The sequence below is a fragment of the Sedimentitalea sp. XS_ASV28 genome (genome assembly GCF_041224545.1).
Lineage (GTDB): Bacteria > Pseudomonadota > Alphaproteobacteria > Rhodobacterales > Rhodobacteraceae > Sedimentitalea.
On the sequence record NZ_JBGFGP010000162.1, the window covers coordinates 16649 to 42759 of the forward strand.

Genomic DNA, 26111 nt, shown 5'->3' on the forward strand with positions numbered 1-26111 from the left:
GTGCGGCATCAGCTGTGGATCGCTCCGCTGCCACAGGCCAGCGCGGCTTCGCGCACGGCTTCGGAATAGGTCGGGTGGGCGTGGCAGGTCATGGCAAGATCCTCGGCCGAGGCGCCGAACTCCATCGCGACACAGATCTCGTGGATCAGGTCGCCGGCACCGGGGCCGATGATATGTGCGCCGAGAATCCGGTCGGTTTCCTTGTCGGCGATGATCTTGACAAAGCCGTCGGCGGCGAAATTCGCCTTGGCGCGGCCATTGCCCATGAACATGAATTTTCCGACCTTATAGGCGCGGTCCGCTTTCTTGAGCGCCTCTTCGGTCTCACCGACATTCGCCACTTCGGGCCAGGTGTAGATCACGCCCGGGATCACGCCATAGTTCACATGCCCATGCTTGCCCGCGACCTGTTCGGCAGCGGCCATGCCTTCGTCCTCGGCCTTGTGGGCCAGCATCGGGCCGTCGATACAATCTCCGATCGCATAGATGCCCGGTACGTTTGTCTGCCAGTCCTTGCCGACCTTGATCTGCCCGCGCTCGCTGCGCTCGACGCCGAGCGCATCAAGCCCGAGACCGTCAACATAGGGTTTGCGACCCGTGGCGAGCAGGACCACATCGGCATCCAGCACGTGTTCGCTGTCGTCCTTGCGCAGTTTGTAATGCACCTTGGCCTTGGTTTTGGTTGCTTCGGTCTTCTGCACCGCCGCGCCCATGATGAAGGTCAGCCCCTGTTTCTTGAGAATGCGCTGAAAGGTCTTTTGCACATCTCCATCCATGCCGGGGGTGATCGCATCGAGGAATTCCACGACGGTCACGTCGGCGCCAAGACGGGCGTAGACACTGCCCAGTTCCAGCCCGATCACACCGGCACCGATCACCACCATCTTTTTCGGGATCTTGCCAAGCTCCAGCGCGCCGGTGGAGGTCACGACCACCTTTTCGTCGATATCGACGCCGGGCAGGGCGGACGCCTCGGAGCCCGAGGCGATGATGATGTTCCTGGTGGTGTGAACCTCGTCACCGACCTTGACCTTGCCGGCCTCGGGAATCGAGCCCCAGCCCTTGAGCCAGTCGATCTTGTTCTTCTTGAACAGGAATTCGACGCCCTTGGTATTGGTGTCGATCACCTCCTGCTTGTAGGCCTGCATCTGTTTCCAGTCGACGCTGGGCGATTTCCCCTTGAGACCCATCCTGGCAAAGTTGTGCTCGGCCTCGTGCAGCTGGTGGCTGGCGTGCAGCAGGGCCTTGGACGGTATGCAGCCCACGTTCAGGCAGGTGCCGCCGAGGGTTTCGCGGCCTTCGACGCAGGCGGTCTTGAGCCCGAGTTGTGCGCAGCGGATGGCGCAGACATAGCCGCCGGGTCCGGCACCGATGATGATCACGTCGTAGTCAGCCATGAGAGAGGTCCTTTGTTGTGAGCGGGGCAGGGGCGCTGCCCCTCGGCGCAGTCTGCGCCTCACCCCGGAGTATTTCGCCAAAGATGAAGGTCATGTCAGGGAGGCCAGCAGCATCAGGGCGGTGGCGATGAGGCTGACCATCCAGATCACCGAGCGCCAGGGACTCAGGCCGAGGGCATAGGCGGGGACATAGAGGATGCGGGCCACGAGATAGGTCCAGGCGCAGGTTGCGGTGAAGGCGGTGGACTGGTCGGTCAGAGCGATGGTCACGCAGGGAATTGTGAAGAGGATCAGACCTTCGAAATGGTTGTTCATCGCCCGTTGCAGGCGGCCCGCGGTGCCGGTGAGGTGTACCGGCGTGTCGCGCGGGCCAAGCGCGGTTTTCGATCCGACCTGGAGGTTGGCGGTGATCGAGTAGGCCGCGAATTGCAGGATCTGCAGCAGGGCGGCGAGGGTGAGGGCGGTGAGTTCGGGGGTCATGATCTTCCTGAATTACTAGGGAGAACGCAAATCTGTGCGCATTGCAGCTTTAAGTTGCTTTGTAGCACGAATGCGATCCGGGCTACCTGCCTCTGTTTGTTCCCATTCATCAAGCAATAGTCGCGTTGAATCTGATGCGACCAATTGTGAGCGCAAAAGCCAATGACCGACGTTGAATTCGCCTTGCTTATTGGGCTCTCTGCTTTCGTACTTCATCCAAGACTCTAGTAAACCAAGGTAAGCCTCTTTGCGTTCGTCGTATATGCGCCGTTTGGAGATAATTCGTTCGGATAGCCAAAATTGAATGACGGCAGTAGCAAGTGAACCGACACCAAAGGCTGTTAGTAGAGCGACAAAATCCAAAGTGCTTTTCCAGTTTACAAGTTTGCTAAAGCATCGCCCGCGTCGACCAGAGACGCCCAAAGCTTCGAACAAGCGGTGATCACAAATCCATCAGCAACCGGCGCGGGTCTTCCAGCGCCTCCTTCACGCGCACGAGGAATGTGACGGCGCCCTTGCCATCGACGATGCGGTGGTCGTAGGACAGGGCCAGATACATCATCGGGCGGATGACGACCTCGCCGTTGATCGCCATGGGACGGTCCTGGATCTTGTGCATGCCGAGGATGCCCGATTGCGGCGGGTTCAGGATCGGCGAGGACATCAGCGAGCCGTAGACGCCGCCGTTGGACAGGGTGAAGGTGCCGCCCTGCATCTCCGCCATCGAGAGTTTGCCATCACGGGCGCGTTTGCCCTTTTCGGCAATCGCCTTTTCGATCTCGGCGAAAGACATGCTGTCGGCGTCGCGGATCACCGGCACGACGAGGCCGGTGGGGGTGCCGGCTGCGACGCCCATATGGACGAAATTCTTGTAGACGATCTCGTTGCCGTCGATCTCTGCGTTGACCTCGGGCACTTCTTTCAGCGCGTGGCAGCAGGCCTTGGTGAAGAAGGACATGAAGCCGAGCCGCACGCCGTGTTTCTTTTCGAACTCGTCCTTGTACCGGCTGCGCAGGGCCATCACCTCGGTCATGTCGACCTCGTTATAGGTGGTGAGCATGGCGGCGGTGTTCTGGCTGTCCTTGAGGCGCTTGGCGATGGTCTGGCGCAGACGGGTCATCTTGACCCGCTCCTCGCGGGCGGCGTCATCGGCGGGAACCGGGGCGCGCGGCGCGCTGGCGGGGGCGCTTGCCGCGGGGGCCGGGGCGGAGGTTGCGGCGGCCACGGCGCGGGCGACATCGTCTTTCATGACGCGGCCGTCGCGGCCGGTTCCGGTGACCTGATCGCGCGTGACCCCGGCCTCGGCCATCGCCTTTCTGGCACTTGGGGCGTCTTCGATATCGGCCTTGTCGGAGGATGCGGGGGCCTCTGCGGGCGCTTCGGGGCGCGGGGCGGGCGCAACGGTGCCGTCGGCCCCGCCGCTGATCACGGCGAGCTTGGCGGAGGCATCCACCGTGGTGCCTTCGGGCGCGGTGATTTCGGCCAGGACGCCGGCGGCGGGCGAGGGCACTTCCACGCTGACCTTGTCGGTTTCCAGTTCACACAGCATCTCGTCCTGCGCAACCGAGTCTCCCACGGCCTTGAACCAGGTGCTGACGGTGGCTTCTGTCACGGATTCGCCTAGGGTGGGCACCATGACGTCGATGCTGTCACCGGTTGGCGCGGTGTCCCCGTCCGCATCGGCGGGGGCGGCGGGTTTCTCATCCGCCGTGTCGGCACCTTCGCCTTCGAGGATGGTGGCCAGCAACGCGTCAACGCCCACGGTCTCGCCCTCGGCGGCGATGATTTCGCCCATCTTGCCGGCAGAGGGGCTGGGGACTTCGACGGTCACCTTGTCGGTTTCCAGTTCGCACAGCATTTCGTCGACCGCGACCGCATCGCCGGGTTTCTTGAACCAGGTGGCGACGGTGGCCTCGGTCACGGATTCGCCCAGCGTCGGGACGCGTACTTCGGTTGTCATGACTTACTTTCCTTCGATGGTCAGCGCTTCATCCACGAGCGCTTCTTGTTGGGCCTTGTGCTGGCTGGCGAGCCCGGTTGCGGGCGATGCCGATGTTGCGCGACCGACATAAACCGGGCGTTTGTGCTTGGCCTTGATCCGGTTCAAGACCCATTCGATGTTGGGTTCGATAAAGGTCCAGGCCCCCTGGTTCTTGGGCTCTTCCTGGCACCAGACCATCTCGGCCCCCTTAAACCGTTCGAGTTCTTTGACCAGCGAGATTGCCGGGAACGGATAGAACTGTTCGATGCGAATGAGATAGATGTCGTCGATGCCACGGGCGTCGCGTTCTTCGAGCAGGTCGTAATAGACCTTGCCCGAGCACATCACCACGCGCCTGATCTTCTTGTCGGCGACCAGTTCGGTTTCCGAGTTCCCCTTTTCCGCATCGTCCCAGAGCACCCGGTGAAAGCTCGATCCGGTGGTGAATTCCTCTGCGGTGGAGATCGCGAGCTTGTGGCGCAGAAGCGATTTGGGCGTCATCAGGATCAGCGGCTTGCGAAAGCTGCGGTGAATCTGGCGGCGCAGGATGTGGAAATAGTTCGCCGGGGTGGTGCAGTTGGCGACGATCCAGTTGTCCTGGCCGCACATCTGCAGGAAGCGTTCGAGCCGGGCAGAGCTGTGCTCGGGGCCCTGGCCCTCGTAGCCATGCGGCAGCAGGCAGACCAGACCGGACATGCGCAGCCATTTGCTTTCGCCCGAACTGATGAACTGGTCGAACATGATCTGCGCGCCGTTGGCGAAATCGCCGAACTGCGCTTCCCACAATACGAGGGCGTTGGGTTCGGCCAGCGAATAGCCATATTCAAAGCCCAGCACCGCATATTCGCTCAGCATCGAATCGATGACTTCGTATTGCGATTGGCCGGCGCGGATGTTGTTGAGCGGAAAATATCGCTCTTCGGTTTCCTGGTTGATCAGGCCGGAGTGACGCTGGCTGAAGGTGCCGCGCGTCGCATCCTGCCCGGCCAGCCGCACGGGATACCCTTCGGTGAGCAAGGATCCATAGGCCAGTGCCTCACCGGTTGCCCAGTCGATGCCCTTGCCGGTGGCAAACATCTCTTTCTTGCTTTCCAGCAAACGCGACACGGTCCGATGCAGCGGGAAACCGTCGGGCACACGAGTCAGGGCGTCGCCCACCTCCTTGAGGGTTTCGGGCGTGATCGCGGTTTCACCGCGTACGTATTCCTCGCCATGCTTGTCGATATGCGACCAGCGCCCGTCGAGCCAGTCGGCCTTGTTGGGCTTGAAATCCTTGCCGGCTTCGAATTCCTCGTTCAGATGCGCCTGGAAGGCGGCTTTCATGTCCTCGATCTCGCCCTCGGGGATCAGACCATCCTTGACCAGCCGCTCGGTATACAGGCTGAGCGTGGTCTTGTGGGTCTTGATCTGTTTGTACATGATCGGGTTGGTGAACATGGGCTCGTCGCCCTCGTTATGCCCGAACCGGCGATAGCAGAAGATGTCGACGACCACGTCCTTGTGGAATTTCTGCCGGAACTCGGTGGCAACCTTGGCGGCATGGACGACCGCCTCGGGATCGTCGCCGTTGACGTGAAAGATCGGCGCTTCGACCATCAGCGCGATGTCGGTGGGATAGGGCGAACTGCGGCTGAAATGCGGTGCGGTGGTAAAGCCGATCTGGTTGTTCACGACGATATGCATGGTGCCACCGGTCTTGTGGCCCTTGAGCCCGGAGAGGCCAAAGCACTCGGCAACCACGCCCTGACCCGCAAAGGCGGCATCGCCATGCAGCAGGATGGGCAGCACGGATGTGCGTTCGCTGTCGTGGTTCTGGTCCTGCTTGGCGCGGGCCTTGCCCAGGACGACGGGGTTGACCGCTTCGAGGTGGCTGGGGTTGGCGGTCAGCGACAGGTGCACGATGTTGCCGTCAAAATCACGATCGCTCGACGCGCCAAGGTGGTATTTCACGTCACCCGAACCATCGACATCCTCAGGTTTGAAACTGCCGCCCTGAAATTCGTTGAAAATCGCGCGATAAGGTTTCTGCAACACGTTGGCCAGCACCGACAGGCGCCCCCGGTGCGGCATGCCGACGATGATGTCCTTGACCCCGAGCGCGCCGCCGCGCTTGATGATCTGCTCCATCGCCGGGATCAGGCTCTCGCCACCGTCAAGACCAAAGCGCTTGGTGCCCATGTATTTGACGTGCAGGAATTTCTCAAAACCTTCCGCCTCGACCATCTTGTTCAGGATCGCCTTGCGCCCCTCGCGGGTAAAGCGGATTTCCTTGTCGAAGCCCTCGATCCGTTCCTTGAGCCAGGCGGCCTCTTCCGGGTTGGAGATATGCATGTATTGCAGGGCGAATGTGCCGCAATAGGTGCGCTTCACGATCTCGACGATCTGCCGCATGCTGGCGATCTGCAGACCGAGCACGTTGTCGATGAAGATCGGCCGATCCATGTCGGCCTCGGCAAAGCCGTAGGTCTTGGGATCGAGCTCGGGATGTGCGGTCTGATCGCGCAGGCCCAAGGGATCGAGATCGGCCACCAGGTGACCCCGGATCCGATAGGCCCGGATCAGCATCAGTGCCCGGATGCTGTCGAGCACCGCGCGTTTCACCTGTTCCTCGCTGACCTCGATACCGGCTGCGGCAGCCTTTTCGACGATCTTCTTGCCCGCGGCCTCTCTCTCGGCGGCGGGATATTCGCCGGTCAGAGCGCCGGTCAGGTCGTCATTCGGCATCGGCGGCCAGTCGCTGCGCGACCAGGACGGCCCCCTTGCGTCGGCCTTGACGTCGATCTCGGTGTCGCCGAGCTGCGCAAAGAACGCCGCCCACGCCTCGTCGACCGCGTTCGGGTCATTTGCATACTGGGCATACAGCTGCTCCAGATACGCCGCGTTGTGTCCCTGCATGAAGGACGAGGCATGAAACTGGTCGTTGGGTGAGTGCTCGGTCATGGTTGTACCTCATGTGGGTTGGGACCGTATTTATTGGTTTCAGGCTGGCTGGGCCGACTGAGCCAGAACAGCACGAGAAGGGGCGAGATCAAGAGCACGATCAGCGTCGGCAGCAGGATCAGCAGGGTGGCGCCCGTCAGCAGGCGATCCATGGTGCCGCCATGGAAATGGCTGGCCGCGCCAATGCCAAAGACCAGCACCGCGAAGGCGACCATTGCCAGCAATGTCGGCAAAAGGACATGCCATCCGCTGCGTCCGGTATCGTGCATCCGCCGCCACGCCGCCGCCAGATGCGGCAGAAAAACCACGAGCGCCACCAGGGATTGCACCGGCTGTGACGATTGTATGACGGTGGCATTCGCCGCTTCGCTGCTGATGCTGGTGACAGAGGTGAAGAACATCCAGTCGATCGCCGCAGCGGCAAGGCCGAGCAAAAGCACGAACAGGAAGAAAAACCAGTATTCCGGGCGAGTCGCCCGGCCCGAGAAGGTTACATATTTGCCGAGGCAGGTTTTGATCGCTTGTGTGAACGTCATGCAGGCACCTGGTGTGGGTCAGGGCCATATGTGTTGGTCCTGGGCTGCGATGGCAACATCAATTGCCCCATCGTGTGCGAAAAGAAAATCATTGTGAGGCCAAGCATCAAGAGGGCGGCGACAAGAGACAGCGCGGCCATGAGTTTACCGGCCAGAAACAGCGACGCAAACAGCGCGAGGATTCCCACATCGCTGGAGAGAAACGCCACGCCGATCAGCAGGGCAATCACGCCAAAAGCCGCCAGAGGCTTGAGCGGGTCGAGCATGAGCGTACCGGGGTTGCCCGTGTCATGCAGCCTACGAACGCCAGCGGATGTGACCGGCACATAAAGCAGGGTGATGAGGACAAGGACTCCGACCCACCCCTGCCCATCGGGAAGGGTGGCAAGGGCAATCCAGCTTGCCGAGGCAAATACCGATACGGCGACACTCATGAACCCGAAATAGCGCGCACGCGCCGTCCGGCCCCTGAAATCAAGGGATCGGCGCAATTCCAGCCAGAATACATGCAGGACCGGCATTGCTATCCGATCGCTTCCAACACCGCTTCCCCCAGCGACGCGGGGCTTTCGGCGACCACGATGCCGGCGGATTTCATGGCTTCGATCTTGTCTTCGGCGCCGCCCTTGCCGCCGGCAACGATGGCCCCGGCGTGACCCATGCGGCGACCCGGAGGGGCCGTGCGCCCGGCGATGAACCCGGCGGTGGGTTTCCAGCGGCCTTTCTTCTTTTCGTCGGCCAGGAATTGTGCGGCCTCTTCCTCGGCGCTGCCGCCGATTTCGCCGATCATGATGATGCTTTCGGTTTCATCGTCGGCAAGAAACCATTCGAGCACGTCGATATGTTCGGTGCCCTTGATCGGGTCGCCGCCGATCCCGACGCAGGTCGACTGGCCCAGCCCGACATCGGTGGTCTGCTTCACCGCTTCGTAGGTCAGCGTGCCTGAACGCGACACGACCCCGACAGTTCCGCGCTTGTGAATATGGCCGGGCATGATGCCGATCTTGCAGGCATCGGGGGTGATGACACCGGGGCAGTTCGGTCCGATCAGCCGGCTTTTCGACCCTTCCAGCGCGCGTTTCACCCGCATCATGTCAAGCACCGGGATACCCTCGGTGATGGCAACGATCACGTCCATCCCCGCGTCGATGGCCTCGAGGATCGAATCCGCCGCAAAGGGCGGGGGCACGTAGATCACCGTCGCATCGGCCCCGGTCGCGGCCCTGGCTTCGTGGACCGAGTTGAAGACCGGCAGACCGATATGCTCCATGCCGCCCTTGCCCGGCGTCACGCCGCCCACCATTTTCGTGCCATAGGCGATCGCCTGTTCACTGTGAAACGTGCCTTGCGACCCGGTCAGACCCTGGCAGATGACCCTGGTGTTTTCGTCGATGAGGACAGCCATATCTGGTCCCTTTTCATGATTATACGCGATAGGTGAGATAGAAGACGCTGGTGCCGTTCGCGACACAGCCCTGGGCGCCGCCCCATGCGCCAACCCCGATTTCAAGCCCGATCGGATTGCTCGGGTCCTGATAGGCGACACATTGCACCGGTTGCCCGGTCGCCGGGTTCACGGGGCCATAGGTCACGCGCCGCACGAAGCCGGGATAGAAGCGTGGCACCACCGCATCGAGCACCGGCGCCGCCGCGCTGACGTCGAGATGGTTGCTCGTCACGCGGCAATGTTCGGGCATCTCGCCGTAATAGAGTTCGATATGCACGGTGTCGGCCGGCGCGGTGAAATAATGGGTGGTGTCACTGTTTCCCTGGCTGCGCTCCACCCGTTCGGCAAAGCCCGAATTGCGAAACATCTGCGCGCGCATTGCCGGTTGCACATGCGGCTGGATGCAGAATTGCAGGGCAATCTCCGCGTTGATACGCGCGGCTTCCTCGACGGTTTGCGCAGACGCGGCGGTGCCAAGACACAGCAGCAGGCTGGCAATCAGGCGGATCATTCGGGCACCTCCAGTCGGATAGCGGTAAAGACCAGCGAATAGGGTGCGATGATGATCGAGACCGGCACCTGTTCGCCGTTCCAGTCAAACAGCGCGGCATAGTGGTAGGACAGCGTATCGTTCTGGCCGATGAGTTCGCCCGCCATGCCCCGCGCCGCGAAGCCGATGGGAAGATTGCCACCGACGATCTGTGCAGGCGAGGTGGGGCGCACGATCTCTTCAAATGCCGCAACCCAGGGGCCGGGATCGGTGGATAGCGCAAGATTGATCTCGGCCGCATTGAACCCCTGGTCATGCGCCGAACAGGTGTTCATCCGCATCCCCGGCAGGCCGGTAACGCGCAGGGTGATCATCTGGTTGTCGGCAAACCGCCGGGCCTCGACGATCTGGCCATCCGCCGACCGGCCCACGGTGCTGATGCCATTGGGGCCGGGATTGGGCGTTTCGGCGATAAAGGCCGATTGTTCGAACAGCGCCGCCTTGCAGTCGGTCCGAAACGTTTCCCACACCCGCGCCACCGCCTCGCGCGGGGATTGCGCGGCGGCTGGTGTGGCCAGCAATAGGGATATGAGGAGGGGGCGGATCATCTGCTTCAACGGTAGCGGTGCGTAATATCTTGCGAGCCGGTCTGGCGCTGGCGGCGGTTTCTGGGAGGGGCGTCGATGAGAGAGGCCATGTTCGTTTCATTACTATGCGTGCGCGGTTCGCCGAGTCTGTCTTTGCTTTCGATGCTGCGCGCGCGATCAGGTTTGAAGATTTTCATATCAATCCAGCAACACGTATGGTGACGCTGCCACTCTCGATATCGATCATCACGGGAATTGAGCGGCCGGGGAAGACGCCTTCAACCACGATCAGGTTCCAAGGGCCGTCTCCAAACTGCTCCATACTTGTGTTTGAAGTCGGCAGGTCTCTCATCTGGCCGCCTGAAACTGTCATTTCGCCGGAGGCGGATAGCATGCCGGTCAGGGTCGACGCGACGGAAGATTGATCCAGATCGTCTTCCGACAAAGTCGAAATCTCACACTCGATCCAGTAGCCGTTGGTCAGGCTGAGAAGATGGACATAGGTGAATGAACGGTAATCAGTGGAGGATTGATTGAGAACAAGACTACCTCCGTCGGTCGATTTTGCGAATGATTTCCGCGGAAGATCAGAGAGAGTTGGCAAATTCTCTTCCATCTGTTCAGGAGCTTCAATTACGCCGCCGCAGGCGCGAAAAAACTCTGACCAAAGCGCTGGAAAACGATCAATCAGCCCCTGAGCGTTGGCTGGAAACGCAGAGAATGCTAGCAACGCCGCAATTTTCAGGAAAAGGACGAATGATCGCATGATTCTGGCTCTCAGCCCTTCACGGCCTTCACGGCCTTCACGATCTTCTGGGCCCCGTCCTTGAGGTCGTCCGCAGCGATCACGTCGAGGCCGGACGTGTTGATGATCTCCTTGCCCTTCTCCACATTGGTGCCTTCCAGCCGCACAACGAGAGGCACCTTAAGGCCGACCTCTTTCACTGCGGCGACGACGCCCTCCGCGATCACGTCGCAGCGCATGATGCCGCCGAAGATGTTGACGAGGATGCCTTTGACCTGCGGATCGGAGGTAATGATCTTGAACGCCTCGGTGACCTTTTCCTTGGTCGCGCCGCCGCCGACATCGAGAAAGTTTGCCGGTTCCGCACCGTAGAGCTTGATGATGTCCATCGTTGCCATCGCGAGGCCGGCACCGTTGACCATGCAGCCGATTTCGCCATCCAATGCGATATAATTCAGGTCGAACTTGGACGCTTCCAGTTCCTTCGGGTCCTCCTCGGACGTGTCGCGTAATTCGGCGATGTCGGCGTGGCGGTACACAGCGTTGCCATCGAACCCCATCTTGGCATCAAGGCATTTCAGGTCGCCACCATCGGTCACGATCAGCGGGTTGATCTCGAGCATTTCCATGTCCTTTTCGATGAACATGCGATACAGCGTTTCCATCAGGCGCACGCATTGCTTGACCTGTTTCCCGGTCAGTCCGAGCATGAAGGCGATGCGGCGTCCGTGAAAGGCCTGGTATCCGGTCGCGGGATCGACCGGGAAGGACAGGATTTTCTCGGGGGTGTTGGCGGCGACTTCTTCGATGTCCATGCCGCCTTCGGTCGAGCAGACAAAGCTGATACGGCTGGTCTGGCGATCGACCAGCAGCGCAAGATAGAGTTCGGTTTCGATACCGCTTCCGTCTTCGATGTAGATACGGTTCACCTGTTTGCCCACGGGTCCGGTCTGGTGCGTGACAAGCTTGCGTCCCAGCATCCGCTTGGCTTCCGCGGCGGCCTCTTCGACGGATTTCGTCAGGCGGACGCCGCCTTTTTCACCGGCGTCGGTCTCTTTGAAACTGCCCTTTCCGCGCCCCCCCGCATGTATTTGCGCCTTGACCACCCACATCGGTCCATCAAGCTCGCCCGCAGCGGTCTTGGCCTCTTCCGCGCGCAAGACGACCCGCCCGTCAGAGACCGGTGCGCCATAGCTGCGGAGCAAAGCCTTGGCCTGATATTCGTGAATGTTCATCGAAAACTGTCCCGTCTAGCTGCGTTTACCCCGGGTATAACGATCCCGTTCCAATGGAGTTAAACGCTTTTTTGCTGCGGGCTTGGGTTTTTGCTAAAAAAGCGACATTTGTGATCACACGTCTGAAGTGTGTGATCACAAACCGTGGCGGCGAGATTTCGTGGCGCTGGATGCAGGGGGATCGTGCGATTCGTTTTGGAAAATGAAAACCCCGTCGGCGAGAATGCCCTCGGGAGTCCATCCCCGGACGTTTGAGGATGGTGCGTAAAATGTCGACGGCTGAATGTCGCGCCGTGGCCTCAGGATTTGCAGCGGCGTGCAATCCAGCCCGTCAGACCAACGCCATCGGCCGGAAGCGACAGGGTGGCCGGCACCGGAATTGGAACGACACCGTTATCGACGGACATGTCATCGGTACCGAAATCAACAGGCCCTGAACCTAAAACTACATTGATAAATCGACTCAAAATTCGCGCTCCAGGCGTTCGACAACAAAAAACGCCGGTCAGCATCTGTTGCTGTCCGGCGTCCATTGTGTGGGCTGATGAGCCGATCAGGCGAGCGAGCTATCGATGCTTTTGCAGGCCTCGACCAGACCCTTCACCGCATTCACGGAATTGTCGAACATAGCCTGTTCGTCCTTGGTCATCTTGATGTCGATGACTTTTTCGATGCCGCCGGCTCCGATCACGGTCGGCACGCCGACATACATGCCCTTCAGGCCAAGCGCGCCATCGACATAGGCCGCGCAGGGCAGAACGCGTTTCTGATCTTTCAGATAGGCTTCGGCCATCTCGATCGCGGAAGTTGCAGGGGCGTAGAACGCGCTGCCGGTTTTCAACAGGCCAACGATCTCGGCACCGCCGTCCCGGGTACGTTGAATGATGCCGTCAAGCTTTTCCTGAGTGGTCCAGCCCATCGCAACCAGATCGGGCAGGGGGATGCCCGCAACTGTCGAATAGCGGGCGAGGGGCACCATCGTGTCGCCATGTCCGCCAAGAACAAATGCGGTGACGTCTTTCATCGAGACACCGAATTCGTTCGCAAGGAAGTGACGAAACCGCGCGCTGTCGAGCACGCCGGCCATTCCGCAGACCTTCTCATGCGGCAGGCCGGAGAATTCGCGCAGGGCCCAGACCATCGCATCAAGCGGGTTGGTGATGCAGATCACGAACGCATTGGGCGCATGATCGCGGATGCCTTCGCCGACCGATTTCATGACCTTGAGGTTGATGCCCAGCAGGTCGTCGCGGCTCATCCCCGGCTTGCGCGGAACACCTGCCGTGACGATGCAGACATCGGCGCCGGCGATATCGGCATAAGATTGTGTGCCGGACAGGGCAGCGTCAAAACCCTCGGACGGGCCGGATTCGGCGATGTCGAGCGCCTTGCCCTCGGGTGTGCCCTCAGCGATATCGAACAGGACGACATCGCCCAGTTCTTTCAGCGCTGCGAGGTGGGCGAGCGTGCCGCCGATCTGACCTGCTCCGATGAGCGCGATCTTGGGTCTGGCCATGGATTTCTCTCCGATCCGATGAAAATTGCGGGTTGCCTAGTGCGTCATGCGGTTTCGTGCAAGTGTTCTGCAACGCGGCATTGGCACTCGATGCGGTCATCCACGAAACATCCGAGACGGTAAAGGCCAATTATCGGAAAGGGTTACGAGGCAACACGAAGCGGGCGTTGCGCATCGGTTTTTTTGGACCGGCGGCGCGCGCGGATCGCCCGCTGGTCTTTAGAACGCAATCTTCGCCGCAAAGGCGGTGTCGGGCTGCTCGTCGATTCTTGCGCGGATCGGCGCGCCTGGTCGCTTCAGGTCAACACGCTGTTGACGCTTTTCTATCTGACCGGCCCGGGGGAATATTGGAAATCAACGACGGGAAACTCGAACTGCTGCTCGACACGCAGACCTGACGGATTCAGGCGTCGCTGCCGTCGGACGGCAACGCCTCGGCGAGTTCTTCGAACGACTGGCCGGATGCCACGAGACAGGTGATACCGTTGGGCATCGTCACGGTGATGGTCCAACTGCCGGTGTCGTGCGAGGCGAAAGTTTCCACCACCGCGCCCTGAGAGCCCAGCCCAATGCTCTGGCGCGTTTCGCCAAATCGGCTGGTCAGGCGCTCGATCACGGTATCGCGCGGTGCACAGTTGCGGGACTGTTGCGCAGAAACCTGTTGTGCCGCCAAAACCATCAAGCCCAACCCGACGGTCATGTTCAACGCTGTCTTCATCATGGGTCCACCTTTCTGAAACAATGCGCCGGATACGTTCGCGGACGCTTGCAAACAGCGGCTTGCTGTCAGCGACGATCCTGCCCACGGAGTTGCTGAAAAGTGGTTAATTCGCCGTTCTGACGGCTGTCCGGGCCTCACACGTCGTCAGAAAATGCTGCATTGCGGCGCTTTTGGCTTGAATTTTCCAACCAAAAATGCCCCTTTCTGCGCAATATTATGACTTGTGGAGAGACTCATGCCATCCAGCGCCCGCCCTTACCGATCGGTCTTGTACATTCCCGCATCCAAGGCGCGGGCGTTGGAAAAGGCCAAGTCGCTTCCGGTGGACGCGATCATTTTCGATCTCGAAGACGCGGTGACGCCGGCGGAAAAGGCGAATGCGCGCGCTCTTTTGACAGAGGCGCTCGCCGCTGGCGGATATGGCAACCGCGTGCGGCTTGTCAGGATCAACGGTCTGGATACCGAGTGGGGCCGCGATGACGCGATTGCCGCCCGCGACATGGAGTGCGACGCGATCCTGCTACCCAAGGTCGGCAGCCCCGAGGACGTGGACGCGCTCGCCGAGATCACCGGTGACATTCCCGTCTGGGCGATGATGGAAACGCCCAGGGGGATGCTGAACGCCCACGCCATCGCCGCGCATCCGCTGATCGGCGGGTTCGTGCTGGGAACCAACGATCTGGCCAAGGAGCTCAATACCCGTTTCCGCCCGGATCGTGAGCCCTTGATGACCGGGCTTGGCCTGTGCCTGCTCGCGGCCAAGGCCGAAGGTGTGATAGCGATTGACGGGGTATTCAACGCGTTCAAGGACGATGCCGGGCTCGAGGTCGAATGTAAACAGGGGCGTGACATGGGGTTTGACGGCAAGTCCCTGATTCATCCGGCGCAGGTCGAGGTCACCAATCGCGCCTTTGCGCCATCGGCGGACGAACTCGATCTGGCGCGCCGGCAGATCTCTGCCTTCGAGGAAATCGAAGCCAGTGGGCAGGGGGTCGCCGTGGTTGATGGCCGGATCGTCGAGAATCTTCACGTTGCCACTGCCCGCGAATTGCTGGCAAAAGCGGAAATGATCGAGGCGTTGCAAGCGGGGTAGTCCGGGATGGGCTGGAGTCTTCTGATTTTGGGGTTGGCGCTGTGGTGGGGCGCGCATCTCTTCAAACGCGTCCGGCCTGATCAGCGCGCTGCCATGGGCAATGCGGGCAAGGGGGCCATCGCGCTGGCCCTGTTGATCTCGATTGTGCTTATGGTGATCGGCTTTCGGGCGACGCCCTATATCGCCGTCTGGACACCGCCCGGCTTCATGATCCACATCAACAACACGCTGATGGTCTTTGCCTTCTGGCTGGCCAGCCCGGCGGGCCAGAAGGGGCTGATTCTGAACAAGGTGCGCCATCCGATGCTTGCGGGGTTCAAGCTCTGGGCATTTGCGCACCTGTTGGTAAATGGCGATCTCGCCTCCATCGTGCTGTTTGGCGGGCTGCTCGCCTGGGCTGTGGTCGAGGTGATCGTGATCAACCGCGCCGAGCCTGAATGGACGCCACCGGCACCGGGAACATTGGCCAAGGATGCGATGTTCTTTGCGATATCGGTCGTGCTGCTTGGCGTGATCGGCATGATTCACGGCTGGTTGGGATACTGGCCGTTCCCGCAATAAGGACACATCAGATGAGCAAGATTTACCGGTTCCTCTCGGAAGAGGACACATCCGCGTTCTGTCACAAGGTCAGCGCAGCCCTGGCCAAGGGCTGGACATTGTATGGTTCGCCGACACAGACCTTCGATGCGGCGACCGGCACCATGCGGTGCGGGCAGGCGGTGATCAAGGACGTCGCTGCGGAGTACACCCCCGACATGAAACTGGGAGAGCAGTAGATGGCCAACAAGACCAATTCCGGCCGGTTTTTCGAGGATTACGCAATTGGCGACGTGCTCGAACATCCGGTGCCGCGAACCGTGACGACCGGAGAGCGTGCGCTGTACCACATGCTCTATCCCGCACGGCATGCACTGCATTCGTCCGACCTGTTTGCGCAGAACTGTGGCCTGACAGGCAGCCCGCTGGATGATCTCGTGGCTTTTCATGTGGTTTTTGGCAAGACGGTGCCCGACGTGTCGCTGAATGCCGTCGCGAATCTCGGATATGCAGAGGGGCGCTGGCTGCGACCGGTCTGGCCCGGCGATACCCTGCGATCGGTCTCCGAGGTGATCGGGGTCAAGCAGAACAGCAATGGCAAGACCGGCGTCGTCTATGTGCGGACACGGGGCATGAACCAGCATGGCGATGAGGTTCTGGAATATGTCCGATGGGTGATGGTGCGCAAACGCGATGTCGATGCGCCCGCGCCCGAAGCGGTTGTGCCCGACCTCGCCAAGGTGGTGTCGGCGGATGATCTGGTGATTCCCGATGGTCTGGATTTCACCGGCTACGATTTCTCGCTTGCCGGAGAACCGCACCGCTGGGGCGATTATGAGGTTGGCGAGCAGATCGACCACGTGGACGGGGTGACAATCGAGGAGGCCGAGCACATGATGGCGACGCGCCTGTGGCAGAACACGGCCAAGGTGCATTTCGACGTCAACGCCCGGCCCGATGGCAGCCGCCTGATCTATGGCGGACATGTCATTTCGATGGCGCGCGCCTTGTCTTTCAACGGGCTGGCCAACGCGCAGATGGTCGTTGGCCTGAATTCCGGTGCCCATGCCAACCCCTGCCTTTCCGGGGATACGGTTTATGCTTGGTCCGAAGTGCTCGAGAAAGCCGAAATGCCGGCACCCGGCGTAGGAGCCATTCGCCTGCGGCTGGTCGCGACCAGGGGGCACACCCCTTTCGTTCTGCGCGGCGAGGATGGCAAGTACCGCCCCGAGGTTCTGCTCGATCTCGACTACTGGGCGCTGATGCCGGTCTGAGCTGCGGGGTGCGCAGCGCGGAGCTGGTGCGGATAGCAGCAGGTTCGCACCGGTCAGCGAATGCCATGTCGTTTACCGGATAGGCAGGCGCGGTTGGATTTCGTAGCCTCTCGCCCATGTTCGCCCTGTTCCGGATATCTCTTCTGTGCCTGCTCCTGTCGGTCTGGTCTGTCGGGCGGGTATTCGCCTGTGATCTGGCCTTGGCCCTGGCTGTAGATGTCTCCGGCTCTGTCGATCATGAAGAATACCGCTTGCAGATGGACGGGCTGGCGCTTGCGCTTCGGGACGGCGTCATCGCCGAGGCGCTGGTGCGGGGGCGGGCACAGGTGATGCTTGTGCAGTGGAGCGGCACAAGCCGACAGCAGGTCGCAATTCCGTGGACAACGCTGAACAGCTTTGATGCCGTCGAGCAGTTTGCCGACCTTGTCGCCGCAAGCCCGCGGATCTGGCGTAATTATTCCACAGCGATCGGCGACGCTCTGGCATTCGTCCTGCCGGCGTTCGAACAGGTGCGGCAGTGCAGCCGACTCCTCATCGACGTGTCCGGGGATGGCCCGTCCAACGAAGGGCAGCCACCGCGCGACACGCATCAGAACCTGTCGCGCGCCGGGATCACCGTTAACGCCATTGCGATCGAGGCTTCCGAACCGGACCTGACCGCATATTTCTTTGAGAACGTCATCGTGGGCGAAGGCGCTTTTGTGATCACAGCATCGAGTTTCCGTGAGTATCCTGATCGGATACGCAAGAAACTGTTGCGCGAAGTCACGCGACAGACCGCAACGCACGAGGGTGCCGCAGAGCCGATGGTTCATAGCCGTTGACCGCGACTCAGTCGATCGGGGATCTAAAGCTTACGAGAGCCCCGCAGATATGTGATCACAGCTATGCGAGGCGTGATCACAAGTTTGCGCTAAACTGAAAAACCGCGCCAAAAAACCGCGCCTAATCATGCCGTGTATGGGTGACAGCGGGAAAAAAAGGTTTAAAAACGGGCAAAAGCATCTGCAAAGGACCCGCCATGGCTGACGTCAATCGGGGCAATCGCCCGCTATCTCCGTTTATGATCGGGCAATATTACCGCCCACAGATGACCTCGATCTCATCCATCATGGTGCGCATCACCGGGATCGCATCGCTGGGTACGGCGTTTCTGATCGTGCTCTGGCTGCTGACGGCGGCGACATCCGAGAGCGCGTTCGCCGTGGTTGACGGCCTGTTGCGCAGTGTCGTTGGCGATATCGTGATGCTGCTGGCAACATGGGCGATCTGGTATCATGTTCTGGGGCGCCTCCGTCATGTCATCTGGGATTTCGGATATCTGCTGGAAGTCGGCGTGTCCGAGCGCATGGGCCTTGGCATGTTCATCGGAGCCACGGTGCTGACAATCATTACGGCGATCGCGGTGTAAGGAGAGTGACCATGAGATATCTTACCGACCGCAAACGCGCCGAAGGACTGGGATCATCGCGGCACGGAACCGACCATCACTGGCAGATGCTGGTCAGTTCCATCCTGCTTTGCGTTCTTGTGCCGCCGTTCATCTTTACCTTCGGTATCGGTCTTGGTGGTACGCATGAAGAGGTGATCGCCTATTTTGGGCGGCCATTCCCGGCCATCCTGACGGCGCTGACGCTGATCGTGGGGATCAACCACCTCAAATACGAGGCGCAGGAAGCGATCGAGGATTACATGGGCGGAACAGCGGCCAAACTGGCCTATATCGCCGTGGGTGCCTTTGCCTACACACTTATCGCAGCGGGCCTCTTCGCTCTTGTCAAAATCGCGCTCTGAGGCGCGCCAGGGATTAAACGAACATGACTGCAACATACGAATACGAGACGCATGAATATGACGTCGTGGTCGTCGGAGCAGGGGGCGCGGGCCTTCGCGCGACCCTGGGCATGGCAGAACAGGGCCTTCGGACCGCCTGTGTAACCAAGGTTTTCCCGACGCGGTCGCACACGGTTGCTGCGCAGGGTGGGATTGCGGCTTCGCTTTCCAACATGGGCCCCGACAACTGGCAGTGGCACATGTATGACACGGTCAAGGGATCGGATTGGCTGGGCGACACGGACGCGATGGAGTACCTGGCGCGCGAGGCCCCCAAGGCGGTGTATGAGCTTGAGCATTACGGCGTGCCCTTCAGCCGCACCGAAGAGGGGAAGATTTACCAGCGGCCCTTTGGGGGGCACACGACCGAGTTCGGCGACGGTCCTCCGGTGCAACGGACCTGCGCCGCCGCGGACAGGACCGGTCACGCGATCCTGCATACGCTTTACGGACAGAGCCTCAAGAACAATGCGGAATTCTACGTCGAGTATTTCGCCATCGACCTGATCATGACCGAAGACGGTGCCTGTCAGGGGGTGGTCTGCTGGAAACTCGACGACGGGACGATGCACGTGTTCAGCGCCAAGATGGTGGTTCTGGCCACGGGTGGCTATGGCCGCGCCTATTTCAGTGCCACGTCGGCGCATACCTGCACCGGCGATGGCGGTGGCATGGTGGCCCGCGCCGGACTGCCCTTGCAGGATATGGAATTCGTCCAGTTCCACCCCACCGGTATCTACGGTTCCGGCTGTCTGATTACCGAAGGCGCACGCGGTGAGGGCGGCTACCTGACCAACTCGGAAGGCGAGCGGTTCATGGAGCGCTATGCCCCGCAATACAAGGACCTCGCCCCGCGCGATTATGTCAGCCGGTCGATGACCATGGAAATCCGAGAGGGCAGGGGGGTTGGTGCCGAAGGCGACCATATACACCTGAACCTGTCGCACCTGCCGCCGGAAGCGCTGGCGGAACGGCTACCGGGCATCTCGGAGAGCGCCAGGATTTTTGCCGGGGTCGACGTCACCAAGGAACCGATCCCGGTCATTCCGACGGTGCATTATAACATGGGCGGCATTCCCACCAACTATTGGGGTGAAGTGCTCAACCCGACCGCAGAGGATCAGAACGCCGTGGTGCCGGGTCTGATGGCGGTTGGTGAAGCGGGATGCGCCTCGGTACACGGGGCCAACCGCCTGGGCTCGAATTCGCTGATCGACCTGGTTGTGTTCGGTCGGGCTGCCGCCATTCGTGCCGGCAAGGTTGTTGATCCGTCCAAGGCCAATGCCGCGCTGAACCAGGCGTCGATCGATGCCGCCTTTGATCGGTTCGATACGCTGCGCAACGCGCAGGGTGCGGTTCCGACTGCCGAATTGCGCCTTGAGATGCAGAAATGCATGCAGGCCGATGCCGCCGTGTTCCGCACGTCCAAGACACTCGCCGAAGGTGTCAAGCGCATGGACGAGGTCGCGGCCAAGATGTCGGACCTGCGTGTCACGGATCGCAGCCTTGTGTGGAACAGCGACCTCATGGAGACGCTGGAACTGACCAACCTGATGCCGAACGCGCTGGCCACGATCACCGGCGCAGAGGCACGTCACGAGAGCCGGGGAGCGCACGCGCATGAAGATTTCCCGGATCGTAACGATGACGACTGGCGGGTTCACACGATCAGCCGGGTGAACGGACGAAACGTGGACTTGTCCTATCGTCCCGTGGTTGTCGATCCGCTGTCCACGGAAGCCGAGGGTGGCATCAGTCTCAAGAAGATCGCGCCCAAAGCCCGGACGTTCTAGGGCGGAGCAAGGGCTTTGGAAACGGGACCAGACAGCAGCACGGCCAAGCGCCTGATCATCCATTGTGGTGTTCAGAAAACCGGTTCGACGTCGTTGCAGAATTTTCTGGGCCGCAACCGTGACAAACTGGCCGGGCGGCTCGCGATACTGACGCCTGTCAAGGGTTCGGCGACGCGCGATCTGGGCAATGCGGCAATGCGGTTCAGCCTGCGACCGTCCGACAAGCGGATGAGGCGCTTACGTGAATGCGCAATCCTTCTGCGCGATGCGATATTGCGGCAGGACGCGGGCACGGTGCTGCTCAGCCACGAGAATCTGCTGGGCGCAATGCCGGGAAATGGCGGTACGGTATCGCTCTATCCGCAACTCGAGCCCATCGTCGATGCGCTTGAGCGTGCGTTCGCGCCACTACGTCCCGATTACGCAATCTACACCCGCGGTATGGCTGAATGGAAACGCAGCGTGCATGGTCAGGCGATCCGTTCCGATGGTTACACCGGGACGCTCGCCGAATTCCTTTCCGAGACCGAAGCATGCAGCGACTGGAGCGATGTGCAGCGTCGCCTGGAACTGGCAGTCGGTCCGACCCGCGCAAGGTTGTTTAGTATCGAGGATGAACCGACGCCCGAGCGTCCGGGCCAACAACTCCTGCATCATGCGGGGCTGACCGCAACAGAGATCGCGGCGCTGAGCCCGGCACCCGGACGCAGAAAGGTCCGCATGAACACCGGCAGTGTCGAATTCCAGCGTCTTGTGAATCAACTCAAGATCGACCGCGCTGCGCGGCGGGCGATCAGCGAATTGATCGCTGGAAATCAGGGGCTGTTCGCGTCTTGACGGCAATCAGCGATTATATGTTCCGCAAGGCGCTGCGGCAACGCGGTCTGGTGGCGGTCCCCGACAAGGGGCGGCAGGAGGATTATCTGCATGGCTTTGGAGCCGAAACCGATGTGATTGTCGATGTCGGGGTGCATACCGGTACGCCGCAGCTTTACCGCGCCTTTCCCGACCGGAAATTCGTGCTGATCGATCCGCGGCTCGAGGCCGAAGCCGAGACCATCGCGAATGGCGCGCCCAAAGATTTCGATTTTCACGCCTGCGCCGTCGGCGCGGTTTCAGGCCGGATGGACCTGCGGATCCCCGTCATGCGCAAGGGCAGAAACCCCGCCAGGGCAGGGTTCAAGCCGATTGCGGGTCCGATGGCAAAAGGTGTCACAGGCTATGACATATGCACGGTTCCGGTGGTGCCGCTGGATCACATCATGGCGAATTATCCCGGACGGGTCGGCCTCAAGATCGACACCGAGGGCTTCGAACTCGAGGTCTTGCAGGGCGCGGCCCAGACGCTGCTGCGCTGCGACTTTGTGATTCTGGAACTGTCGCTGACCAATCGGTTTGAGGACATCGCCCCGCCCAGCCGGGTGATGTCCGAACTTGCCGGGGCGGGGCTCGAGCTTCGAGATATCCTGCGCAGTACCGGTGATGGCAGGGGGGGCGCACGGCCCCGCTTGCTTGACGTCCTGTTCACACGATGGGAGGTGCGAAACTGATGCACCGGCCCGCACCCACATACACGTGGTCCGAACCGCCACACCCAACTTTCCGACCAGTGAGGTATTTGCAATGGTCCAACTGACGCTCCCCAAGAACAGCCGAATCACCACCGGCAAGACCTGGCCAAAGCCCGAGGGCGCCACGAATGTGCGCAAGTTCCAGATCTATCGCTGGACCCCGGATGACGGGCAGAACCCGCGCGTGGACACCTATTTCCTTGATATGGACAAATGCGGCCCGATGGTTCTGGACGCGCTGATCAAGATCAAGAACGAGGTGGATCCGACACTGACATTCCGCCGCTCCTGCCGCGAGGGGATTTGCGGATCATGTGCGATGAACATCGACGGTATCAACACGCTCGCCTGCATCTACGGGTTGGATGAGATCAAGGGTGACGTGCGCATCTATCCGCTGCCGCACATGCCGGTGGTCAAGGACCTGATCCCCGACCTCACCCATTTCTACGCCCAGCATGCGAGCATCATGCCGTGGCTCGAAACCAAGACCAACCGCCCGGCCAAGGAATGGAAGCAGTCCATCGAGGATCGCAAGAAACTGGACGGTCTCTATGAATGCGTGATGTGCGCGTCATGTTCCACATCCTGCCCGTCCTACTGGTGGAACGGCGATCGTTACCTTGGCCCTGCGGCGCTGCTGCACGCCTATCGCTGGATCATCGACAGCCGTGACGAGGCAACGGGCGAACGGTTGGACGAGCTTGAAGACCCGTACAAGCTCTATCGCTGCCACACGATCATGAACTGCGCCAAGACCTGCCCCAAGGGCCTGAACCCGGCCAAGGCGATTGCCGAGATCAAGCACATGATGATCGAGCGTTCGGTCTGATCGTTCACCCGGCTGGCGAACGCGGCGTAAGCACCGGAAACGGGTCTTGCTGCATCGCGTTCTCTGGCGGCTTTGACGAAGCAGCCGGTGGGTCGCGCACCACCTGGTGGGCAGGCCTGCGGCCTGTTGGAAGGCCGATTGGCGATCTGTCGCATCTCCAATCCGGCGCCGCTTTTCGTGACTGGCCAGTGTCGGCAATCAGATGTGTACCGGGTGTTTTCCGCTGCTGTCCGGGCCGAGCGTCGTGACGTCGGGTCGTGCATGACGGAATTGTAAAAACGTCGGATGCAAATCACGGTCATCGGTACTAGGTTGCGGTCAGGGAGGGCATGAAACTCTCGGAGAAATCCATGAATACGCCCAAGAAAACACCGAATCCCACGGCGCGCGAAGCTCTCGAAATCCTGGAACAGGCTTTTGCATATTATTTCCCTGAACCCGCACTCATGGACGAAGAAACCGGTCGGGTCGAGTATTTTGAATATGCGCCTGCGGCGTGAGCACAATCACCGGTTCCGCAGATTGACCGGCAGGGCGGCGCGATGCTGATCCTGCTGGTTTTCCTGCTGATCGGTGTCGCAGCCTATTTCACATGGCGCTGGCGCAGCTCGACCGTGACGCGGCAGTGCCGGTGGCGGGCTGATCGGTCCGTGGCTGCGGATTATTATCGCTGTCTCGCCTGCGGAGGCCACATGCGTACCGGAACCGATCGTGCGCCCCGCGTGTGCATGGCGCGCGCGTCAAGCTGATCCGCGTCAGTTCCTCAGGCCGAAAAAGAAAATTCGGATCCGAGCATTTTTCCTCTTGATCGGAATCGCGTTTGGCACGATATGCGGCTTCAAGACGCCAACGCACGCGCCTCTGTCCCAAGGGCTCATCCCCCATGGTTACGTAGCGACGGTAACGTCTCTGAATGGAAGTGAGCGGTCATATATGGCCGGGTCTGTTGGAGATGACCATGAACGCTATCGTAACCGACATGTCGGCTGCCTCTCGTATTGCGCCCGCAGTTTTTCCCGAAAACCGTATCGAGTCTTTCCTCAAGACAGTCCGGTTTGATCGTCCCACCCTGGTTCTGGATCTCCAAGCTGTTGCGCGTCAGTATCACGCGCTCAAGGCGGGGCTGGGGCGTGCGCATATTCACTATGCGGTCAAGGCCAACCCGCAGCGCGAAATCATCGAGACGCTGGTGGAACTCGGATCGGGATTTGACGCGGCATCCCGCGCGGAAATCGAATTGTGCCTCAGCCTCGGGGCGGATCCGGATCACATCTCATTTGGAAATACCGTCAAACGTGCCTCCGATATCGCATTTGCACACCATGTCGGTGTGACCCTCTTCGCGGCCGATGCCGAGGAAGAGCTGGAAAAGATCGCCGAATTCGCACCGGGAAGCCGGGTCTACATCCGTTTGATCGTGGATGCGTCCGAGGCCGACTGGCCGCTGTCCCGCAAATTCGGCTGTGCGCGCGACAAGGCAATCAAGCTGCTGGATATGGCACTTGAACTGGGCTTGTCGCCTGTCGGTTTCTCGTTCCACGTGGGCAGCCAGACCCGACGTGCCGAGATGTGGACGGCGACGCTGGATCAGGTCGCCCAGATCTGGGCCGAAGCAAAGGCGGCGGGCCACGACCTGAGCCTGCTGAACATCGGCGGCGGTTTCCCGGCCCATTACGACGAGGAAATCGAGGCGCCAACACCCTATGCCGCCAAGGTGATCGACCTGATCGCGGACCGCTTTGGCGACGTTCCGCAGATCATGGCGGAACCGGGCCGCGGCATGGTTGCCGAGGCGGGCATGATCGCCGCCGAGGTGTTGCTGGTGTCCAGGAAATCGGACGATGACATGTTCCGCTGGGTGTATCTCGATATCGGTAAGTTCTCGGGGCTGGCCGAGACCATGGACGAGTCGATCCGCTATCAGTTCATCACCGATCGCGACCACGAAGAAACCGGTCCCTGCATTCTCGCCGGACCCTCCTGCGACAGCGCCGACGTGCTTTATGAAAAACGCCCGGTTGCGCTGCCGTTGGGTCTGCGCGCGGGTGACCGGTTTATCATCCGCAGTTGCGGGGCGTACACGTCGACCTATGCGTCGATCGGTTTCAACGGCTTTCCGCCACTGGATGTCGTGGTGATCTGATCTCCGACCGGGAGGAGGGGGCAGGGGCTTTCCCTGTCCGGCATTCTGGCGCACTGTCATGGGAAAGGCCCAAGGAGTGCGCCAGATGCCATTCGATCCTCCTGCCGATGCCGAGGCGCGCCGCGCCGTCGCCCCGGTAATCTGCTACCCTCCAGACACGCTGCCGGCACCTGATCTTGCCCGCTATGCGACCGTGCGCAACAACGCGCGCAAAATCGGCGAGATTTTGGCGCCGCCGCGAGAGGCTGCTTGTTTTGAGGTTCCTGCGGGACATTTTTTTCGGATCAGCTCTGTCGAGGGTCCGCAGGTTGGCGATCTCAACCTGTGGAACGCGGCAAATATTGATGAACGATTCTATTCCGGCAAGACGCGCGCTCTGCATGGCACCCACGTAAGCACCGGGCAGCGGTTGTGGAGCAGCTTTCCCTATCTGCGCCCGATGGCTACGATCGTGGCCGATACGCTGGACTGGTATGGCAAGGACAGCTTTGGCGGTTCAGTCCATGACGTGATCGGAACCCGGTGCGATCCGTATACCGGTAATCTGTTGGCGGGCGGGCAATATCATCATTGCTGCCACTCCAACCTGGTGCGCGCGCTGGCGGACCACAGGGGCCTGACACTTGACGAGGCCGAGCCCCATGTGCACGATGTACTGAACGTGTTCATGTGCACCGGCTTTACCCGCGATACCGGGCAGTATTTCATGAAGGCCAGCCCGGTGCGGCCGGGCGACTATCTGGAGCTCTTTGCGGAAATCGACCTCCTGGGTGGGCTGAGTGCCTGTCCGGGCGGCGATTGCAGTGCCGAACACTCCAGTGACACGGCGGTGTGCCATCCGCTGCTGGTCGAGATTTTCGAACCGCTGGATGGTGATCTGGCAGGTTGGAACAGTCCCGGGATCAACGATTATGACAGAAGCCACGGTCGCTGAGCCTGTCGTGGCCGGCGGTGTCA

32 protein-coding genes are annotated in these 26111 nt (G+C 60.7%); 16 read left to right on the forward strand and 16 right to left on the reverse strand.

Annotation, left to right across the window (positions count from 1 at the left end; all coding sequences use genetic code 11):
* Positions 1-8 precede the first annotated feature (8 nt).
* The 15 genes from lpdA to mdh form a co-directional block, all read right to left on the reverse strand.
* A complete protein-coding gene (gene lpdA / locus AB9K34_RS17590) occupies positions 9-1397 on the reverse strand; it encodes a dihydrolipoyl dehydrogenase (protein ID WP_369955730.1) in 1389 nt (462 codons plus the stop codon).
* A 90-nt stretch (positions 1398-1487) separates the two neighbouring features.
* Positions 1488-1877 carry an MAPEG family protein gene (locus AB9K34_RS17595; RefSeq protein ID WP_369955731.1) on the reverse strand — a complete coding sequence of 130 codons (390 nt, stop codon included), beginning with the start codon at positions 1875-1877 and terminating at the stop codon, positions 1488-1490.
* 15 nt (positions 1878-1892) lie between these two features.
* On the reverse strand, positions 1893-2240 hold the full coding sequence (locus tag AB9K34_RS17600; protein ID WP_369955732.1) for a hypothetical protein: 348 nt from the start codon (positions 2238-2240) through the stop codon (positions 1893-1895).
* A gap of 79 nt (positions 2241-2319) precedes the next feature.
* On the reverse strand, positions 2320-3837 hold the full coding sequence (odhB, locus tag AB9K34_RS17605) for a 2-oxoglutarate dehydrogenase complex dihydrolipoyllysine-residue succinyltransferase (RefSeq protein ID WP_369955733.1): 1518 nt from the start codon (positions 3835-3837) through the stop codon (positions 2320-2322).
* Between the two features lie 3 nt (positions 3838-3840).
* Positions 3841-6798, reverse strand: a complete 2958-nt coding sequence (locus AB9K34_RS17610; RefSeq protein ID WP_369955734.1) for a 2-oxoglutarate dehydrogenase E1 component — start codon at positions 6796-6798, stop codon at positions 3841-3843.
* Entirely contained in the window at positions 6795-7334 is a 540-nt protein-coding gene (locus tag AB9K34_RS17615) for a DUF805 domain-containing protein (RefSeq protein WP_369955735.1), read from the reverse strand. Before AB9K34_RS17615 ends, AB9K34_RS17610 begins: the two co-directional genes overlap by 4 nt.
* Positions 7331-7855, reverse strand: coding sequence for a DUF805 domain-containing protein (locus AB9K34_RS17620; RefSeq protein WP_369955736.1), 525 nt, complete (start codon positions 7853-7855; stop codon positions 7331-7333). Before AB9K34_RS17620 ends, AB9K34_RS17615 begins: the two co-directional genes overlap by 4 nt.
* Positions 7856-7857: 2 nt before the next feature.
* Positions 7858-8739, reverse strand: coding sequence for a succinate--CoA ligase subunit alpha (gene sucD / locus AB9K34_RS17625; RefSeq protein WP_369955737.1), 882 nt, complete (start codon positions 8737-8739; stop codon positions 7858-7860).
* Between the two features lie 19 nt (positions 8740-8758).
* Positions 8759-9292, reverse strand: coding sequence for a hypothetical protein (locus tag AB9K34_RS17630; RefSeq protein WP_369955738.1), 534 nt, complete (start codon positions 9290-9292; stop codon positions 8759-8761).
* A complete protein-coding gene (locus tag AB9K34_RS17635) occupies positions 9289-9879 on the reverse strand; it encodes a hypothetical protein (protein ID WP_369955739.1) in 591 nt (196 codons plus the stop codon). The genes AB9K34_RS17630 and AB9K34_RS17635 overlap by 4 nt, the downstream gene beginning before the upstream one ends.
* 5 nt (positions 9880-9884) lie before the next feature.
* A complete protein-coding gene (locus AB9K34_RS17640; protein WP_369955740.1) occupies positions 9885-10055 on the reverse strand; it encodes a hypothetical protein in 171 nt (56 codons plus the stop codon).
* Positions 10052-10624 (reverse strand): hypothetical protein, encoded by a 573-nt coding sequence (locus AB9K34_RS17645; RefSeq protein WP_369955741.1) that lies wholly within the window; start codon positions 10622-10624, stop codon positions 10052-10054. Before AB9K34_RS17645 ends, AB9K34_RS17640 begins: the two co-directional genes overlap by 4 nt.
* A gap of 11 nt (positions 10625-10635) precedes the next feature.
* Positions 10636-11838: an ADP-forming succinate--CoA ligase subunit beta gene (gene sucC / locus AB9K34_RS17650; RefSeq protein WP_369955742.1), complete on the reverse strand. Its 1203-nt coding sequence runs from the start codon at positions 11836-11838 to the stop codon at positions 10636-10638.
* Between the two features lie 299 nt (positions 11839-12137).
* On the reverse strand, positions 12138-12350 hold the full coding sequence (locus AB9K34_RS17655; RefSeq protein ID WP_369955743.1) for a hypothetical protein: 213 nt from the start codon (positions 12348-12350) through the stop codon (positions 12138-12140).
* Between the two features lie 41 nt (positions 12351-12391).
* Complete coding sequence (mdh, locus tag AB9K34_RS17660; protein WP_369955744.1) at positions 12392-13354, reverse strand: malate dehydrogenase; 963 nt, start codon at positions 13352-13354, stop codon at positions 12392-12394.
* 56 nt (positions 13355-13410) lie between these two features.
* On the opposite strand from mdh, the gene AB9K34_RS17665 reads away from it, so the two are divergent.
* A complete protein-coding gene (locus AB9K34_RS17665) occupies positions 13411-13752 on the forward strand; it encodes a hypothetical protein (RefSeq protein WP_369955745.1) in 342 nt (113 codons plus the stop codon).
* A 5-nt stretch (positions 13753-13757) separates the two neighbouring features.
* Here AB9K34_RS17665 and AB9K34_RS17670 read toward each other — a convergent pair whose 3' ends face one another.
* Positions 13758-14075, reverse strand: a complete 318-nt coding sequence (locus AB9K34_RS17670) for a hypothetical protein (protein WP_369955746.1) — start codon at positions 14073-14075, stop codon at positions 13758-13760.
* 235 nt (positions 14076-14310) lie between these two features.
* On the opposite strand from AB9K34_RS17670, the gene AB9K34_RS17675 reads away from it, so the two are divergent.
* The 15 genes from AB9K34_RS17675 (at position 14311) to AB9K34_RS17745 (ending at position 26088) form a co-directional block, all read left to right on the forward strand.
* Positions 14311-15168: a CoA ester lyase gene (locus AB9K34_RS17675; RefSeq protein ID WP_369955747.1), complete on the forward strand. Its 858-nt coding sequence runs from the start codon at positions 14311-14313 to the stop codon at positions 15166-15168.
* Positions 15169-15174: 6 nt separating this feature from the next.
* The gene (locus AB9K34_RS17680; protein WP_369955748.1) at positions 15175-15729 is read left to right on the forward strand and encodes an NnrU family protein; all 555 of its coding nucleotides are present in this window, start codon (positions 15175-15177) and stop codon (positions 15727-15729) included.
* Between the two features lie 11 nt (positions 15730-15740).
* Positions 15741-15947 carry a DUF1737 domain-containing protein gene (locus AB9K34_RS17685; RefSeq protein ID WP_369955749.1) on the forward strand — a complete coding sequence of 69 codons (207 nt, stop codon included), beginning with the start codon at positions 15741-15743 and terminating at the stop codon, positions 15945-15947.
* Entirely contained in the window at positions 15948-16982 is a 1035-nt protein-coding gene (locus tag AB9K34_RS17690) for a MaoC family dehydratase (RefSeq protein WP_369955750.1), read from the forward strand.
* A 116-nt stretch (positions 16983-17098) separates the two neighbouring features.
* Positions 17099-17806, forward strand: a complete 708-nt coding sequence (locus AB9K34_RS17695; protein WP_369955751.1) for a DUF1194 domain-containing protein — start codon at positions 17099-17101, stop codon at positions 17804-17806.
* A gap of 197 nt (positions 17807-18003) precedes the next feature.
* Positions 18004-18393 carry a succinate dehydrogenase, cytochrome b556 subunit gene (gene sdhC / locus AB9K34_RS17700; protein ID WP_369955752.1) on the forward strand — a complete coding sequence of 130 codons (390 nt, stop codon included), beginning with the start codon at positions 18004-18006 and terminating at the stop codon, positions 18391-18393.
* A gap of 11 nt (positions 18394-18404) precedes the next feature.
* On the forward strand, positions 18405-18776 hold the full coding sequence (gene sdhD / locus AB9K34_RS17705) for a succinate dehydrogenase, hydrophobic membrane anchor protein (protein ID WP_369955753.1): 372 nt from the start codon (positions 18405-18407) through the stop codon (positions 18774-18776).
* 23 nt (positions 18777-18799) lie between these two features.
* The gene (sdhA, locus tag AB9K34_RS17710) at positions 18800-20608 is read left to right on the forward strand and encodes a succinate dehydrogenase flavoprotein subunit (RefSeq protein ID WP_369955754.1); all 1809 of its coding nucleotides are present in this window, start codon (positions 18800-18802) and stop codon (positions 20606-20608) included.
* Positions 20609-20623: 15 nt separating this feature from the next.
* Positions 20624-21445: a hypothetical protein gene (locus AB9K34_RS17715; RefSeq protein ID WP_369955755.1), complete on the forward strand. Its 822-nt coding sequence runs from the start codon at positions 20624-20626 to the stop codon at positions 21443-21445.
* Positions 21442-22158: an FkbM family methyltransferase gene (locus tag AB9K34_RS17720; protein WP_369955756.1), complete on the forward strand. Its 717-nt coding sequence runs from the start codon at positions 21442-21444 to the stop codon at positions 22156-22158. The genes AB9K34_RS17715 and AB9K34_RS17720 overlap by 4 nt, the downstream gene beginning before the upstream one ends.
* Positions 22159-22231: 73 nt before the next feature.
* Entirely contained in the window at positions 22232-23011 is a 780-nt protein-coding gene (locus AB9K34_RS17725) for a succinate dehydrogenase iron-sulfur subunit (protein WP_369955757.1), read from the forward strand.
* 350 nt (positions 23012-23361) lie between these two features.
* A complete protein-coding gene (locus tag AB9K34_RS17730; RefSeq protein ID WP_369955758.1) occupies positions 23362-23511 on the forward strand; it encodes a hypothetical protein in 150 nt (49 codons plus the stop codon).
* 42 nt (positions 23512-23553) lie between these two features.
* Positions 23554-23760 carry a hypothetical protein gene (locus AB9K34_RS17735; protein ID WP_369955759.1) on the forward strand — a complete coding sequence of 69 codons (207 nt, stop codon included), beginning with the start codon at positions 23554-23556 and terminating at the stop codon, positions 23758-23760.
* Between the two features lie 209 nt (positions 23761-23969).
* Positions 23970-25154 carry a type III PLP-dependent enzyme gene (locus AB9K34_RS17740; protein ID WP_369955760.1) on the forward strand — a complete coding sequence of 395 codons (1185 nt, stop codon included), beginning with the start codon at positions 23970-23972 and terminating at the stop codon, positions 25152-25154.
* 85 nt (positions 25155-25239) lie between these two features.
* On the forward strand, positions 25240-26088 hold the full coding sequence (locus tag AB9K34_RS17745) for an urea carboxylase-associated family protein (protein WP_369955761.1): 849 nt from the start codon (positions 25240-25242) through the stop codon (positions 26086-26088).
* The last annotated feature ends 23 nt before the right edge of the window (positions 26089-26111 follow it).

What these genes read in the sequence shown, in the direction of transcription:
- AB9K34_RS17685 (WP_369955749.1), top strand. Translation starts at nt 15,741, where the DNA reads ATGAGCAAGATTTACCGGTTCCTCTCGGAAGAGGACACATCCGCGTTC.
- sdhC (WP_369955752.1), top strand. Translation starts at nt 18,004, where the DNA reads ATGGCTGACGTCAATCGGGGCAATCGCCCGCTATCTCCGTTTATGATC.
- AB9K34_RS17680 (WP_369955748.1), top strand. Translation starts at nt 15,175, where the DNA reads ATGGGCTGGAGTCTTCTGATTTTGGGGTTGGCGCTGTGGTGGGGCGCG.
- sucD (WP_369955737.1), bottom strand. Translation starts at nt 8,739, where the DNA reads ATGGCTGTCCTCATCGACGAAAACACCAGGGTCATCTGCCAGGGTCTG.
- AB9K34_RS17620 (WP_369955736.1), bottom strand. Translation starts at nt 7,855, where the DNA reads ATGCCGGTCCTGCATGTATTCTGGCTGGAATTGCGCCGATCCCTTGAT.
- AB9K34_RS17675 (WP_369955747.1), top strand. Translation starts at nt 14,311, where the DNA reads ATGCCATCCAGCGCCCGCCCTTACCGATCGGTCTTGTACATTCCCGCA.
- AB9K34_RS17615 (WP_369955735.1), bottom strand. Translation starts at nt 7,334, where the DNA reads ATGACGTTCACACAAGCGATCAAAACCTGCCTCGGCAAATATGTAACC.
- AB9K34_RS17730 (WP_369955758.1), top strand. Translation starts at nt 23,362, where the DNA reads ATGAATACGCCCAAGAAAACACCGAATCCCACGGCGCGCGAAGCTCTC.
- AB9K34_RS17635 (WP_369955739.1), bottom strand. Translation starts at nt 9,879, where the DNA reads ATGATCCGCCCCCTCCTCATATCCCTATTGCTGGCCACACCAGCCGCC.
- AB9K34_RS17745 (WP_369955761.1), top strand. Translation starts at nt 25,240, where the DNA reads ATGCCATTCGATCCTCCTGCCGATGCCGAGGCGCGCCGCGCCGTCGCC.
- AB9K34_RS17695 (WP_369955751.1), top strand. Translation starts at nt 17,099, where the DNA reads ATGTTCGCCCTGTTCCGGATATCTCTTCTGTGCCTGCTCCTGTCGGTC.
- AB9K34_RS17740 (WP_369955760.1), top strand. Translation starts at nt 23,970, where the DNA reads ATGAACGCTATCGTAACCGACATGTCGGCTGCCTCTCGTATTGCGCCC.
- sucC (WP_369955742.1), bottom strand. Translation starts at nt 11,838, where the DNA reads ATGAACATTCACGAATATCAGGCCAAGGCTTTGCTCCGCAGCTATGGC.
- sdhA (WP_369955754.1), top strand. Translation starts at nt 18,800, where the DNA reads ATGACTGCAACATACGAATACGAGACGCATGAATATGACGTCGTGGTC.
- AB9K34_RS17645 (WP_369955741.1), bottom strand. Translation starts at nt 10,624, where the DNA reads ATGCGATCATTCGTCCTTTTCCTGAAAATTGCGGCGTTGCTAGCATTC.
- AB9K34_RS17725 (WP_369955757.1), top strand. Translation starts at nt 22,232, where the DNA reads ATGGTCCAACTGACGCTCCCCAAGAACAGCCGAATCACCACCGGCAAG.
- AB9K34_RS17595 (WP_369955731.1), bottom strand. Translation starts at nt 1,877, where the DNA reads ATGACCCCCGAACTCACCGCCCTCACCCTCGCCGCCCTGCTGCAGATC.
- AB9K34_RS17630 (WP_369955738.1), bottom strand. Translation starts at nt 9,292, where the DNA reads ATGATCCGCCTGATTGCCAGCCTGCTGCTGTGTCTTGGCACCGCCGCG.
- odhB (WP_369955733.1), bottom strand. Translation starts at nt 3,837, where the DNA reads ATGACAACCGAAGTACGCGTCCCGACGCTGGGCGAATCCGTGACCGAG.
- sdhD (WP_369955753.1), top strand. Translation starts at nt 18,405, where the DNA reads ATGAGATATCTTACCGACCGCAAACGCGCCGAAGGACTGGGATCATCG.
- AB9K34_RS17670 (WP_369955746.1), bottom strand. Translation starts at nt 14,075, where the DNA reads ATGATGAAGACAGCGTTGAACATGACCGTCGGGTTGGGCTTGATGGTT.
- AB9K34_RS17690 (WP_369955750.1), top strand. Translation starts at nt 15,948, where the DNA reads ATGGCCAACAAGACCAATTCCGGCCGGTTTTTCGAGGATTACGCAATT.
- AB9K34_RS17655 (WP_369955743.1), bottom strand. Translation starts at nt 12,350, where the DNA reads ATGCTGACCGGCGTTTTTTGTTGTCGAACGCCTGGAGCGCGAATTTTG.
- AB9K34_RS17640 (WP_369955740.1), bottom strand. Translation starts at nt 10,055, where the DNA reads ATGAAAATCTTCAAACCTGATCGCGCGCGCAGCATCGAAAGCAAAGAC.
- AB9K34_RS17735 (WP_369955759.1), top strand. Translation starts at nt 23,554, where the DNA reads ATGCTGATCCTGCTGGTTTTCCTGCTGATCGGTGTCGCAGCCTATTTC.
- mdh (WP_369955744.1), bottom strand. Translation starts at nt 13,354, where the DNA reads ATGGCCAGACCCAAGATCGCGCTCATCGGAGCAGGTCAGATCGGCGGC.
- AB9K34_RS17610 (WP_369955734.1), bottom strand. Translation starts at nt 6,798, where the DNA reads ATGACCGAGCACTCACCCAACGACCAGTTTCATGCCTCGTCCTTCATG.
- lpdA (WP_369955730.1), bottom strand. Translation starts at nt 1,397, where the DNA reads ATGGCTGACTACGACGTGATCATCATCGGTGCCGGACCCGGCGGCTAT.